Source organism: Anaerotruncus rubiinfantis, assembly GCF_900078395.1.
GTDB classification, from domain to species: Bacteria; Bacillota; Clostridia; order Oscillospirales; family Ruminococcaceae; genus Anaerotruncus; species Anaerotruncus rubiinfantis.
The window spans coordinates 506,641-520,102 of the sequence record NZ_FKLA01000008.1 but is presented as its reverse complement, the minus strand read 5'-3'; the positions used below and the strand labels follow the sequence as shown (position 1 = coordinate 520,102).

Genomic DNA, 13,462 nt, shown 5'->3' with positions numbered 1-13,462 from the left:
TTTAGAATCGATAGTAAAGAAACGGATTGTAGCTCTGCCCAACAAGCTGGGCGGTGCAGATAAGCAGCAGCGCCAGGTTTATGAACGCCTGCCCGCACAGGGCGACCTGGATGCGGCCCGCATTCATCCGCTCACTCACCTCCCGCTTGATTTCCTTGACAATCGGCAGGCAGAACACGACCGCCAAAATCAGCCAGAAAAGGTTGTTGAGCAGGGTGATTTCGACCTGGCTGTCCCACAGCCGGTTTCCCGAAAGGCCGAACATCACCGAAAGGTAGCCGCCCAGCCGTTTCATGTCGGTGAAATAGAAAAGCACCCATCCGACAACCGCGATCAATAACAGATAAAGATGCTGGACAACGGCCGGGAGCCGCTGCAAAATCCCCAGCAAAAATTTCTTTTCCAGCGCGATGAAAAAGCCGAAATAAAGTCCCCACAGAATGAAATTCCAGCTTGCTCCGTGCCAGAAACCGGTCAAAAACCACACCGCCAGAAGGTTCAGGTACTGATGCTTGCGGTTGCCGCCGAGCGGAATATAGACATAATCCCGGAAAAACGAGGAGAGCGAAATATGCCACCTGCGCCAAAACTCGGTGGCTGATTTCGCGATGTAGGGATAGTTGAAGTTCTCCTTATAATGAAAACCGAACATCCGTCCAAGTCCGATGGCCATATCGGAATAGCCGGAAAAATCGTAATAGATCTGCAGCGTAAACATGAGTGCGCCGAACCAGGCCCCCGCCACCGAAAGGCCCGAAAGCCCAGCGCCCATATACTGATCCACCAGCTTTCCAGCCGCGTTTGCGACGATTACCTTTTTGCACAGCCCATAGATAAGCCGCGTCGCGCCTTCGGAAAAGCTTGCGGCGTCGACGGTGCGGTGCCGTATTTCACTCGCCACGTCGGCGTAGCGCACAACTGGCCCCGCCACCAGCTGATGGTACATCGAAAGGTAAAGCAGGTAGTAAACTGGGTTCTGCTGCGCCTTGGTGTCTCCGCGATAGACGTCGATGACATAGGAAATGGTCTGGAAGGTGTAAAACGAGATGCCGATCGGCAATGCAAACGCGGGAACCGGGAACGCCGTCCCCAGAATAGCGTTCAGATTCTGCACCAGAAATCCACTGTATTTGAAGGTGATAAGCAGTCCCAGATTGAGACAGAGCGACGAAACGACCGCCGCTTTCGCCACCCAGGAACCACGGTACCGTTCGATGAGCCGCCCATGCATATAGTCAAACGCGGCCGAGGTCATAAGCAAAAAAACCCAGACCGGCTCGCCCCACGCATAAAATAGGAATGAGAAGCAGACCAGTACCAGGTTGCGGTATACAATTTTTTGGGAAAGAAAGTAAAACAGCAAATTCAGCGGCAAAAACAGATACAGGAACAGCAGATTTGCAAAAACCATTTATTTCTCCTTGACCGCCCGCATGAACAGGCGGCAGAACAATCTACACCGCAGCGGCGGCAAAAACCAGTGCGCCGGATAAGCCCCGCCGCCATCCGAGGGGAGCGCTTTTGCCTTGAAACAGAAACCGTCCCCAACAGGGCCGCGCATGATATTACTATTATACACAGAACCTGCCAAATAATAAAGTGGAATTTTCTAGTACGGCTTGTTTTTTCCATGCAATTACGGTAGTATTAGACTATGTTTGTGAATTGCAGAATGGCAGGGGATTTTTTGATGAAAGCGCTCGACGAACAGAAAAAAGGCATGCTGATGATGTGCGCCTGCGCGGGGCTTTGGAGTATCTCCGGGCTCTTTATCAAGCTGCTGCCCTGGAACCCGTTGGTCATCACCGGCTGGCGCAGCCTGATCGCCGGCTTCTGCGTCCTGATCTATATGCGGTTTTCCCGGCTGCGCGTGCGGGTCAATCACTATTCCCTGGCGAGCGCGTCGCTCATGGTGGTCGTTATGTTTGCATTTGTCAGCGCAACCAAGCTCACCACCGCCGCGAATGCGATCGTTTTGCAGTTCACCGCGCCGGTTTTCGTCATGATTCTTTCCGCGCTGCTGTTCCATCAGCGTTTTTCACGCGCCGATATTTTCACAGTCGCAGCTACGATGGGCGGCATCGCGCTCTTCTTTTTTGACCAGCTCGACCTCGGCAGCCTGATCGGGAATCTGCTTGCGATCGGCGCGGGCCTTGGCTTCGGCTGCATGTTTTTGGTGAACAGCCGCGCGAATATGGAGGAACGGATGAGCGGCATCCTGCTCGGGCAGTTCGTCTCGGCATTCATTGGCATCCCCTTGATGTTTGTCTTTGACACGCCGCTGAACTCCGCTTCCATCTTCTCGATCCTCGTTCTCGGCATCTTCCAGCTCGGCATCCCATATATCCTATACGGCTGTGCGCTCAAAAGCTGTCCTCCGCTCGCCTGTTCCCTGCTCGACGCGGTGGAACCGCTCCTAAACCCGGTCTGGGTGTTCCTCGTGACCGGCGAACGGCCCGGCGCATTTGCGCTGTGCGGCGGTGTAATTGTCATCGTCACTATCACGCTCTGGTGTGTGCGGCGGGACAAGGTGGTGGGGTCTGAAGTCTGAAGCAGCGGACGCCGGGAATTGACGGGACAGGCCCTTTATTGTATAATTTGAATGTTTTCATTCCAGAATAGCGATATGAATAAATTGGTAAGGCAGGCGTTTTAAATGGCAAACGAAGTCAATGAAGCAAACCAAGCCGCCGGGCAGCCGGAAGCGGCGGCCGGATATGTGGTAAATCCGGAGAAGAACGAAGTCATCACAGTGGACGGTGTGGATTACCGCAGGCTCTGCATCAAAACCCATGTCATCACCGATGCGGACAACATTGTTGAGGTTGCGGACAAGTATGGCTCCCCGGTCCTGCAGGATGGCGACATCCTTTTCATCACCGAGAAAGCGGTCGCCTGCACCCAGAAACGCGCCATCCCCCTGAAGGACATCCATCCCCGCCCGTTGGCGCGGTTTTTAAGCCGTTTTGTTCTGCGCACCCCCTATGGCATCGGCCTCGCGATGCCCGAAACCATGGAAATGGCCCTGCGGGAATGCGGTACTATCCGCATCCTTTTTGCGGCGGCGGTTTCCGCCGTTGGTAAGCTGTTCGGTATCCGCGGATGGTTCTACAATATTGCCGGCTACAAGGCGCGCAGTATCGACGGGCCCTGTGATTTTACCCTTCCGCCATATAATGAATATGTCGTCCTCGGCCCGGACAAGCCGGACGAGGTGGCCGCCGATATCGCAAAAAAAATCGGGCACCCGGTTGCCATCACCGACATCAACGACCTCGAGGGACAGATCCTCGGCACCTCGGACAAATCAATCGACCGCGGCCTGCTCTGCAAAATTCTCAAGGACAACCCCCTTGGCCAGTGCAGCGAACAAACCCCTATGGGCGTCATCCGCAAAGCGTAAAACCAAACTCCCCGACCGATTGGCCGGGGAGTTTTATGTTGCAGCATGGAGAAAAATTTCTTTCATTTTTATATAGATTGCCAGCCGTTTCCGGCTGGCTTTTCCTTTGTTTTGTGCGAGTTTCCAAAGAATGGCCCTTTAAAATATACCATATTTGTATAAGATAATTTTTTATCAATTCGAATCAACTAAAATCTCATTAAAAGCTCCATCAAAGCGCATTAAATACCGATTGTGAAAGAAATATTAAAATTGACAATTTAAAAAACGGATGATAATCTAAAAGCATCCAATAAATTATTATCATTCATAGAATGGAGGAATGCATCAATGGCAATCTATGTCATGACCGGCGCGACGACGGGCATCGGTGCCGCTGCCCGAGAGAAATTGCAGGAACAAGGGCATGAGGTATTCAATATTGACTACAAGGGCGGCGATTACACCGCCGACCTTTCCACCCCGGAAGGCCGAAAAGGCGCCATCGCAGAAGTCCACCGGCGTTTTCCGGACGGCATCGACGCAATGATCTGCAATGCAGGCGTCGGCCCCACCGCGCCGATCCCCGTGATCTTCGCGCTCAACTTTTTCGCTTCGGTTCAATTGGCCGAAGGAGTCCGCGATCTGCTCAAAATGAGAAAAGGATGCTGTGTCATCACCTCCTCCAACTCGATCACCAATATGACGGTACGGATGGACTGGGTCGACATGCTCGCCAATGTCATGGATGAAGAACGCGCGATGGAATTTGCCAAAGACCTCCCGCGCGAATTGGCCCCATCCGCTTACAGCTCCTCCAAACGCGCGCTCGCCAAATGGGTGCGCCGGGTTTCGCCCTCCTGGGCTGCGGACGGGCTGCGGATTAACGCGGTCGCGCCCGGCAACACCACCACCCCCATGACCCAGAGTATGACCGCCGCGCAGATGGATGCCGCGCTGCTGATCCCGATCCCCACCCGGTACGGCCGCCGGGAATTCCTCGATGCGGTCGAAATCGCCAACGGCATCTGTTTCCTTGCCTCAAAGGAAGCAAGCGGGATCAACGGTATCATTCTCTTTGTGGACGGCGGCATTGACGCGCTGCTGCGCTCGGAACAGATTTAAGGAAAGGAGCATCCGAACGATGAAAATTCTCGAACAATATATCCACTGCATGCAGGAAGGCAACTGCGCTTGCCTTGCGGACCTCTTTAACGATTACGGCGTACTGCACGATTCCTCGCTCATCAAAGTAGGGCAGGATACCCTGCATCTCGAAGGGAAAATGGCCATCGAAATGATGTTCCATCATAAATTCGGCTTTAATGGCGGCCCATTCCGGATCACTTCAGTGAAACACCTCAACGACACTACCGTCTGGTATTTCATCACCTATAACGGCAAAGTCGTTCCGGTCACCGCCTTCCTTTCCGAAATCGACAGCGAAGGAAAAATCAAACGCCTCAATATTTACCCACTCTGAAGCACGAAAGACTTGCGGCTCCCGTCCGCAAGTCTTTCGTGCTCCTCGTCCTTCCCCACGGCCCCCTTCCTTCCAAAGTGAAAGGCTCAAATCGTGCCGCAGGCACTCCTTGTACCTCATCCGCCGCTTTTGGCGGCGGGCCGTCGCAGACGGCTCCCTGCGGGGGTTCCGAAGGGGGCCTGCGGCCCGTTCCGAAGGGGGCCTGCGGCCCCCTTCGAGCGGCCGTCGCGCCGTCGGCGCGCTCCGGCGAATGCCGGACAGCGCAGGCTGTACGGCTGAACCGGGCAGGCCGCGTCAATTGGGCCTGTCCCCAACGGCATCCATCATTCGTTCAACGGCGGTTTTGAGCGCGGCGTGTTCCGGCGCTTCGAGTGCTGGATCCTGCGCCAGCACGATCCGCGCCGCCTCCTGCGCTTCTTCCACCTGGCGCACGTCGGTGGAAAGGTCCGCGATACGCAGCTGCGGCAGGCCATGCTGCTGCTGGCCGAGGAAATTTCCCGGACCGCGCGTTTTCAAGTCGTATTCGGCCAGCTCGAAACCGCTCTGCGAGCGGCAGAGCATCTGAAGCCGGTCCAGCGTATCCGGACTGCGGCTGTCGGAAAGCAGAATGCAGTAGCTTTGCGCCCTGCCGCGCCCAACCCGTCCGCGCAGCTGATGCAGCTGGCTCAGGCCAAAGCGTTCGGCGTTCTCGACCATCATGATCACCGCGTTCGGCACGTCCACTCCCACCTCCACCACAGTGGTGGAAACCAAAAGCTGGATTTTCCCATCCTTAAAATCGGACATCGTCCGATCTTTATCGGCTGCCTTCATCTTCCCATGCAAAAGCCCCACCGTGTAACCGGAAAACGCACCCGAAGCCAGCGACAGGACGTAATCGCTCGCGGCCTGCATGCCGGTCTGCTCCTCACCCGCTTCAATCAGGGGACAGACAATATATGCCTGCAAACCCTGATCCAGATGTTTCCGGATGAAACTGAACGCCCTGTCGCGCTTTCCTGAGCTGATCTTGTAGGTCATAATCGGTTTGCGGTTTGGCGGCAGCTCATCAATCACCGAGATATCCAGTTCCCCATAAACCATAAGCGCCAAAGTGCGTGGGATCGGCGTGGCTGACATGACCAGCGTATGCGCATGCCGACCCTTCTGCTGAAGCGCGGCGCGCTGCGCGACGCCAAACCGATGCTGTTCATCAGTGACGACCAGTGCAAGATTTTGAAATTCCACCCCATGTGAAAGAAGCGCATGGGTCCCGACACAGAGGTCGATCTCTCCTGCCGCCAGCTTCGCGTGCATCTCCCGCTTTTGTGCAGGCGGCATCGATCCGGTAAGCAGTCCGACCCGCATCCCAAGCCCGGACAGGAGCGGTAAAAGTCCCTCATAATGCTGCCGTGCCAACAGTTCGGTAGGAGCCATAATGGCTGACTGTGCGCCCGATAGGAATGCAAAATAGGCTCCCGCCGCGGCAACCATCGTCTTTCCCGATCCGACGTCTCCCTGGACCAGGCGGTTTGCCGGGACTGTGCGCTGCATATCCATTGTCAGGTCGCCGATCGCGCGCTGTTGCGCACCGGTCAGGGTAAACGGCAACGCATCATAAAATTTCTGCAATGAATGCGGCTGCATCGAGGCCGCCCGGCAGGTCTGCGCACGCGTTTTCAGCATCCCCACGCCCACGGCAAGCGTAAAGAGTTCTTCGAAGATGAGCCGTTTTTTCGCTCGTTCCAAAGCTTCTGTACACGCGGGCAGATGGATTCCCCGAATTGCCTCCATGATGCCATCCAACCCGTAACGTTCCCTGATTGGTTTCGGAAGCACCTCCGGCAGCTGCGGATTCTGTGAGAGCGCCTGTTCCACCAATCCGGTCAACACCTTTGCAGAGAGCCCCTGCGTCAGCGGATAAACCGGAAGATAGGGGCGGTCCGCCCGCGCCGGATAAACCTGAGGCGCATTCATTGTACGGCGCAGAAGGTTGCCTTCGACCCTTCCGTAAAAAAGATATGGAACATCATATTCCAACGCGTCAACAGTAAATTTGGCATTATAAAAAATAAGCGTCATCGATCCGGAATCATCCGCGACTGTGATCTTATAGAGCTTGAGCCCTCCGCGCAGACGCGCCTCTCCGTGTTTTTTGATCACTGTCGCCAGCACCGAGCATGGCGTCTCAAGCGGTGCGGCAGCGATTTCACAGGGTTTGGACAGGTCGATATACCCGCGCGGGTAATGCATCAACAGGTCTCCAACAGTCCTGACGCCAAGCTTTTGCAGCGTTTGTGCGCGCTGCTCGCCTACACCGCGCAGTGCACGGATGTCCTGCTGCGCATTTGCCATACAGCTCATCTCCCGTCAAGCCGAATATATGTTCTTATTTTACCCCTTTTTATAATTTTTGTCACTAGGGTTTTTCTGTCGGGATTTGTCAAATCAGTTTTCTGTAAAAAATTCTGGCAAAATAGTTGACAAGCCCTCCTCTGTTTGCTATAATAATCTAGCGTCGTACAGAGTGCTTCTGTTCTGACTGCGCAGAATGATCCATTAGCTCAGCCGGCAGAGCACCTGACTTTTAATCAGGGTGTCCGGAGTTCGAATCTCCGATGGATCACCATATCTGGGGGCGTAGCTCACCTGGGAGAGCGCTTGAATGGCATTCAAGAGGTAGAGGGTTCGATCCCCTTCGTCTCCACCACAGAACGAAAACCTTGTAAATTGGCTTATCTAGCCGATTCGCAAGGTTTTCGTTTTTTGAGTTGAGAGACTAGAATCAAGGTTAGATTAATAGCAAAAATACTTAACATCTAACGAAACAGTATGCCACAAATCATGGAATCTGACATACAAAAAATTCCTCCAGTTCCAATTGGAACTGGAGGATATCGCGATATAAAAACAGGGGCGAGAGTCATTTTCTCACCCCTGTTTTTATGTCGCTCTCCACCTGATTTAAAATGTACGATTGTGGGAAGGCACCGCATCTTCCGCTCTTTTGATGCACTTCTTTTTATAGCATTATTCCGTAATGACAATAGAAAATCAGCTTCAAAAACGCCAAACATTCATTCTGTGACAAAAATCGTGTGCAGCGCGGCTGTCTGAAAATACTTTTTCCGTTATTGGAAATAATTTGCATCCCTAGATTCTGCCATAAATCGATCGATTTGTTCCGCGAGCTCTAAGGTACCAAGTCCTCCAGACTTCGATATCACACAAAACGGCTGATCATTTACTTGCGACATAGACACCACCACACCAGAAGACAACTCCATCTGTGGTTCTATTCCTTTGCTTCCGAGCCGTTTCATGGTTTCGTAAAGAGAATCACCACCGAATACAGCCAGGCTTCCAAGCTTGACCTGCTTGAAAACCATGACAACCAACTCGCTGATATTTTTGCAGACAAGCCCCCGCATTTTTTTTATGAAAAAGCCGTCTCTCTGGCAGGCATCCGCCACATTCAACTGGCTTCTTTCGCTGACTGACTCGATCAACACACGTTTGTGTTTTTTAATCGTATCTGCAATCTGCTTTGCTAACCTTTCACATTCTCCGCCTTGTACAAAATCTGAGGAGTATTTTTGTGCTGGTGTTAGAGTAAATGATGCATAACCTATCTCTTTGGCATATTGCATTTGGTCAATCGTAATTTGATTTACACTTCCCGCCACTAATAACACGGTTTCTTCCGGGCTTCTACAGAAGGGATGTTTGATCTGATCGGGAAGTATTCTGCACAAAGCATCTGCAAATCCGGCGCATCCGGATAAAACACACGTCTCATCTTCCTTAAAGACACGACCTCCAATTTTATCCAAATCAGCATCCGTACTGGCATCATAGACAACTATTTTAGGAGTAGGAGAAACATCTGTGCTCCCCCAATTCCCATCGGCTGAAATCTGGATTACAGGTGTTTTGCTTTGTTGGAAAATGATATCTGACACACTACTGAATTTTATTGGCTCAAAGGGGTCTTTTGCGAAAACGCTGTTTTCTAAAAGTGTCCCATTTACATACTGGAGCCCATTTTTTGTGATACGTCCATTTTGAGGAAAAGCAGGAGCAAAGTGCAGCACATCCATTTTGGATGCATCTAGCAGTGCGGATAATTCAGCTCCAATGTTCCCACGCAAAGCGGAGTCCGTTTTTTTATAAAAATGACGAACCCCTACCTTGTAGGCAGCCAAAGCAGTCCGATATACAACCGCATATGCTTCCTCTTTTGTCAAATGCCGCGTTTCCAAATCCATGGACAAAACGTCATATTTAGAAAACAGATATTTGAAATCCGGGAAGCGCTCGGCGGTTACCCAAGTCCGAAACCCCTTTTTCGAAAACTGAACGCCGGTGTCCATTGCTCCTGTGAAATCATCTGCAAGAATTAAAAACCGTACCATTTTTGCATGCTCATTCAATATCTTGTGATGTCCTAGGTACTAAAATCATTTTTCCGGGCTTTCCAGCCTGAATGTCATCAAAAGCGGACTGAAATGATTCCAGCGGATAAATACCGCCTACCACGGCGTCTAAATGAAAGTCGTCAGATTCCAGAATTTCTTCACACTCTTTCCAGGTTTGATACATCAGCCGGCCTGTTACGCCAACGATCGTCAGCTCCTTATAAATGATCTGGTTTGACAAATCGAGACTTAATTCTTTATTTGTCAATCCCACCAGAACCATTTTCCCACCCTTTTTAACAGAGGCAAGTCCCTGTAAAATGGCCGAATTTGCGCCTGTATAATCGATCACAACATCGGCATATGCACCGTCAAATGCCTTTGGAATGATTTCCGTGGCTACTTGGAACTTGGAGTTTACGCAGACAGCCGCGCCCATTTTTTTGGCAATTTCCAACTTGTCGTCAAATACGTCAACGGCAACAATCTTTTTCGCACCCCAAACCTTAGCCGCACCAATCGCCATTAGGCCAATCGGACCACAACCAAAAATCACAACATTTTTGTCTTCCACATCAGCAACAGAAACACCATGAACGCCGACGCCCATGGGCTCCAGCATCGCTCCCATTTTATAGCTGACGCTGTCGGCTATTTTATAGGCGCAATCCTGCGGAATAGAGATGTACTCAGCAAACGCGCCAGGTACATGCACGCCGATGATCTTCATATTTTCGCAAATATGACGGTGACCGGTTACGCATTGCTGGCAGTGGTTGCAAGGGATATGCGTCTCGGCCGCAATCCGATCACCCACCTTGAACTCAGTTACATTTGAGCCAACCTCAACAATATCGCCAGAAAATTCATGCCCGAATACCATTGGGGCCGGTACGCGTTCGGATGCATAAGCGTTCCATTCCATAATATGTAGATCCGTGCCACAGATAGCAACTGCACGAATCTTGACCAGAATGTCATTGGGACCTACTTTGGGAACCGGCAGGTCGGTGCGGTAAACTGCACCGGGAGCCGGACTTTCTTTCAAAACTCCACACATTGTTTTTTGATTCATATCCTGCATCCCTTACAAATCAAATTTGTTTTTTGCCATAATGATTCCGGTTTGAATGGCGTCCATCATACTTTCTTCATTGGCACGGCCCTCGCCGGCTTTCCCATAAGCGGTACCATGATCTACAGAAGAACGGATGATCGGCAGCCCAATCGTACAGTTTACACCACTGAGAGAGGAATAGCGGTTGGTTTCCAAATCCAGTTTAAATCCGCTTAGCTTCAAAGGAATGTGTCCCTGGTCATGATACATAGCGACTACAATATCGTATTGCCCCGCCGCACATTTCACAAATACCGTGTCTGGCGGAACCGGACCATCCACACAAATTCCCACCTTCCGGGCATCCTCGATCGCCGGGATAATCTCTTTTTCTTCCTCCCAGCCGAACAGGCCGTTTTCAGAGCTGTGCGCGTTCAGTCCCGCGACCGCGATTTTGGGGTTCCCATTTCCCAAAAGGCGCATCCCTTCATCCGCCAATTTGATCACAGACAGCACGCGGTCGTGTTTAATGTAATCGCATGCGTCCCGCATCGAACAATGTGTTGTCACATGAATGACCTTGAGGTTTTGACCGATCAACAGCATCGCATAATCTGGAGTATGGGTATAATCGGCAAAGATCTCCGTGTGGCCACTGTAATGGTGATCGGCCAGATTGATCGATTCCTTGTTGATCGGACCCGTGACAACCGCCTGAATTTTGCGATCCATGGCCATCTGAATCCCCTTGACGATATACTGAAAAGATGCTTCTCCACACAACTTCTGTACATTTTTATAGGTGAAGCTTCCCGGAGTCAACAGATCCAAATTTATGTAGTCGATTGTCCCAAAATTCCCCTGGGCTTCTTCAGCGGACTGTATCTCCCGCAAATTGAGTTTTAATCCACAAAAATCAATGGCTTCCCTTAATGGAACATAGTCTCCAATAACAATAGGAATGCACTGTCCATAAATTTCCTCATGCGCGAGCGCTTTTACAGTGATCTCCGCTCCAATTCCTGCGGGATCACCCATTGTAATTCCGATTCTAGGCTTCATATTAATTCCCCCTACTATACGAATTAAAAATTAGGTATCAGTAGCCGAAAGGTTAATGGTATATTAAACGCACACAGGCCCGGATTCTTGCTCCGCCCTACAAGCAACGTGGCGCCTTTCACTTGACAGACTTTTTATTGATAAGCCAAATGACCGGTCACCACTACCTATAGGGTAATGGCGCTTTTCCATGTCCAATACCTTGGCCACTTAAGTGATCTTTTCTCCCATATCCTCCTTCTGCTCTGTCTATCGATGTTTTATCCTCAGGTTCATAAGGACGGTTTCATTCCGACTTTTTCAGGAAGTACCGTACAATGCAACTCTGCAAGCTCATGTGGATTCAACTGAACTGCTTAGCTGAAAAATGCTGGATTAGCGCGTCTACCAGAGGCTCCCATGATCCCACAAAAGAAAGGTCTGCATAGTCGAAGATGGGCGCTTTGGGGTCGGTGTTGACCGCAATAACATAACCTGACGCATTCATCCCAGCTAGATGCTGAACCGCGCCGGAGATTCCGAACGCAATATAAGTCTTAGGGTGCACAATCGTCCCGGTCAACCCGACTTGATAGCAGTAAGGTGCATAACCGGCGTTCACGGCCGCCCGACTAGCGCCGAGAGAGGCACCTGTCAACGAGACAAGCTGCCGCAATTTTGAAAATCCTTGACTGCCGATCCCCTTGCCACCCGCTATAATAAGCCGGGAATCGGACAGCGGCTCCTGATGCAGAGAAGTTTCCTCCAGAAGTGTAATCAGGCCTTCAAAGGTTTTTTCAGATCGTGAACAGGTAGAAACGATTTCGCCGTACCGCGAATAACAAAACGAAGGAAGAAAAATTCCCGGGCGAACAGTAGCCATTTGAAGGTGTGTGTGCTTGCACAAAATCTCAGCAATCAAATGTTCGCCATAGGCCGGGCGGATCATGAGCAATTGTCCGTCGTCCTGCAGAGAAAGCCCTGTGCAGTCTGCACATAGCCCACATTCAAGTATGGCCGAAATCTGAGACGCGGCCTGACGCAGCCGAATGGTGGCGGGGAACAAAAGGACAACCGGCAAGTGTTTCCGGCACAAGTCAACAACATCCCATACGAGGCGTTCTTCGGAAGCATCGGGCACCGCATATAGCTTGTGCGCTCCCGCGGCAAAAAGCGCTTCCGTCTGAGAATCTGACGAAATCACAGCGACCGTAGCATCAGACGCAGATAACGATGAACGAAGGAATGAGAGCAATCCCAGCGCGGAAGCGGACTCCGAACCGGCACACACCCAATATTCACCTTTCACGTCTCCTCCTCCTCTTGCTTTTGGATACGATGGCATATTTGCACCGTCATATCCTCTAAGTTTGATATAAATCGCGTATTTCTAAGGCCCTGCATCCGTGTTTGGACAGATCTAACTTGTGTTGGGGAACCGCCTTTCCCATATTCCTTGGAGGAAAGCTTGAGCTCCTGGTTGCTGATACGCTCGATAACAATCGAGGAGGCCATACGGATCTGCTTTAATGTTGGCAACTGACTTAAGATATTGCTTTCACACATACACAGGACAAGCGGCAGCCTCCCTGATAGGGTATGTATCCGGTCTTCTAACAGGCGACGAATATGGATCGAACTCACTTCTGCTTTTTCGACAGATGTGACATTGCTGATACAGGAATAATGTAAGCGGGCAGCAAGCTGGGGCCCGACCTGTCCGGTTTCCCCATCAATTGTACGCCTTCCACACAAAATGATATCCGGGAGGCCCGCTCGCTCAATTGCCCTTGCAAGAATTCTCGATGTTGCTAAAGTGTCGGAGCCTGCAAAGGCAGGGTCGCAAATATGGATCAGGCGGTCCGCTCCATACATTGCGCCCTCATATAATACTGCCTTTGCAGATTCCGGCCCCATGGTGATACAAGTAATTTGGCCTCCAAGTTTCTGCCTCAGTTCGGAAGCTGCCAGCAAAGCGCTTTTGTCTGCCGGGTTCAGTTCTTGCTTACCTCTGGAACGGTCAATGGAAAAATCCTCCTTGAGCCGAACTTCTTCCGATTTTTGCACTTGTTTGAGTAATACCAAAATATTCAAACAGCAAC

11 protein-coding genes and 2 tRNA genes are annotated in these 13,462 nt (G+C 51.2%); 6 read left to right on the top strand and 7 right to left on the bottom strand.

Going from position 1 to position 13,462, the window contains the following annotated elements; genetic code table 11:
- Window position 1 precedes the first annotated feature (1 nt).
- The gene (locus BN4275_RS04965) at window positions 2-1,411 is read right to left on the bottom strand and encodes an MBOAT family O-acyltransferase (protein ID WP_066454765.1); all 1,410 of its coding nucleotides are present in this window, start codon (window positions 1,409-1,411) and stop codon (window positions 2-4) included.
- Window positions 1,412-1,690: 279 nt separating this feature from the next.
- Here BN4275_RS04965 and BN4275_RS04960 point away from each other — a divergent pair, with 279 nt between their 5' ends.
- From BN4275_RS04960 to BN4275_RS04945, 4 genes are all read left to right on the top strand, one after another.
- Window positions 1,691-2,551 (top strand): DMT family transporter, encoded by an 861-nt coding sequence (locus tag BN4275_RS04960; protein ID WP_066454762.1) that lies wholly within the window; start codon window positions 1,691-1,693, stop codon window positions 2,549-2,551.
- 105 nt (window positions 2,552-2,656) lie between these two features.
- Window positions 2,657-3,403, top strand: a complete 747-nt coding sequence (locus tag BN4275_RS04955; protein WP_079988076.1) for a coenzyme F420-0:L-glutamate ligase — start codon at window positions 2,657-2,659, stop codon at window positions 3,401-3,403.
- 330 nt (window positions 3,404-3,733) lie between these two features.
- Window positions 3,734-4,507 (top strand): SDR family oxidoreductase, encoded by a 774-nt coding sequence (locus BN4275_RS04950; protein ID WP_066454759.1) that lies wholly within the window; start codon window positions 3,734-3,736, stop codon window positions 4,505-4,507.
- 19 nt (window positions 4,508-4,526) lie between these two features.
- Window positions 4,527-4,865 (top strand): hypothetical protein, encoded by a 339-nt coding sequence (locus BN4275_RS04945; RefSeq protein ID WP_066454756.1) that lies wholly within the window; start codon window positions 4,527-4,529, stop codon window positions 4,863-4,865.
- Between the two features lie 294 nt (window positions 4,866-5,159).
- Here BN4275_RS04945 and recG read toward each other — a convergent pair whose 3' ends face one another.
- Window positions 5,160-7,199 carry an ATP-dependent DNA helicase RecG gene (recG, locus tag BN4275_RS04940; RefSeq protein ID WP_066454753.1) on the bottom strand — a complete coding sequence of 680 codons (2,040 nt, stop codon included), beginning with the start codon at window positions 7,197-7,199 and terminating at the stop codon, window positions 5,160-5,162.
- Between the two features lie 198 nt (window positions 7,200-7,397).
- Between recG and BN4275_RS04935 the strand changes: the two genes are divergently transcribed.
- Together BN4275_RS04935 and BN4275_RS04930 are read left to right on the top strand one after the other, a co-directional pair.
- Window positions 7,398-7,473 (top strand) — tRNA-Lys (locus BN4275_RS04935).
- A 5-nt stretch (window positions 7,474-7,478) separates the two neighbouring features.
- A tRNA-Ala gene (locus BN4275_RS04930) sits at window positions 7,479-7,554 on the top strand.
- Window positions 7,555-7,975: 421 nt separating this feature from the next.
- Here BN4275_RS04930 and BN4275_RS04925 read toward each other — a convergent pair.
- The 5 genes from BN4275_RS04925 to BN4275_RS04905 form a co-directional block, all read right to left on the bottom strand.
- A complete protein-coding gene (locus tag BN4275_RS04925) occupies window positions 7,976-9,277 on the bottom strand; it encodes a four-carbon acid sugar kinase family protein (protein ID WP_154018827.1) in 1,302 nt (433 codons plus the stop codon).
- Complete coding sequence (locus tag BN4275_RS04920) at window positions 9,270-10,337, bottom strand: alcohol dehydrogenase catalytic domain-containing protein (protein ID WP_066454749.1); 1,068 nt, start codon at window positions 10,335-10,337, stop codon at window positions 9,270-9,272. Before BN4275_RS04920 ends, BN4275_RS04925 begins: the two co-directional genes overlap by 8 nt.
- A 12-nt stretch (window positions 10,338-10,349) precedes the next feature.
- A complete protein-coding gene (pdxA, locus tag BN4275_RS04915; protein ID WP_079988075.1) occupies window positions 10,350-11,381 on the bottom strand; it encodes a 4-hydroxythreonine-4-phosphate dehydrogenase PdxA in 1,032 nt (343 codons plus the stop codon).
- A 343-nt stretch (window positions 11,382-11,724) separates the two neighbouring features.
- Window positions 11,725-12,669: an electron transfer flavoprotein subunit alpha/FixB family protein gene (locus BN4275_RS04910; protein ID WP_066454743.1), complete on the bottom strand. Its 945-nt coding sequence runs from the start codon at window positions 12,667-12,669 to the stop codon at window positions 11,725-11,727.
- Window positions 12,666-13,454, bottom strand: coding sequence for an electron transfer flavoprotein subunit beta/FixA family protein (locus BN4275_RS04905; protein WP_066454742.1), 789 nt, complete (start codon window positions 13,452-13,454; stop codon window positions 12,666-12,668). Before BN4275_RS04905 ends, BN4275_RS04910 begins: the two co-directional genes overlap by 4 nt.
- Window positions 13,455-13,462: the final 8 nt, after the last annotated feature.

Coding starts and splice junctions, on each gene's coding strand:
- BN4275_RS04965 (WP_066454765.1), bottom strand. CDS start 1,411: ATGGTTTTTGCAAATCTGCTGTTCCTGTATCTGTTTTTGCCGCTGAAT.
- BN4275_RS04960 (WP_066454762.1), top strand. CDS start 1,691: ATGAAAGCGCTCGACGAACAGAAAAAAGGCATGCTGATGATGTGCGCC.
- BN4275_RS04955 (WP_079988076.1), top strand. CDS start 2,657: ATGGCAAACGAAGTCAATGAAGCAAACCAAGCCGCCGGGCAGCCGGAA.
- BN4275_RS04950 (WP_066454759.1), top strand. CDS start 3,734: ATGGCAATCTATGTCATGACCGGCGCGACGACGGGCATCGGTGCCGCT.
- BN4275_RS04945 (WP_066454756.1), top strand. CDS start 4,527: ATGAAAATTCTCGAACAATATATCCACTGCATGCAGGAAGGCAACTGC.
- recG (WP_066454753.1), bottom strand. CDS start 7,199: ATGGCAAATGCGCAGCAGGACATCCGTGCACTGCGCGGTGTAGGCGAG.
- BN4275_RS04920 (WP_066454749.1), bottom strand. CDS start 10,337: ATGAATCAAAAAACAATGTGTGGAGTTTTGAAAGAAAGTCCGGCTCCC.
- pdxA (WP_079988075.1), bottom strand. CDS start 11,381: ATGAAGCCTAGAATCGGAATTACAATGGGTGATCCCGCAGGAATTGGA.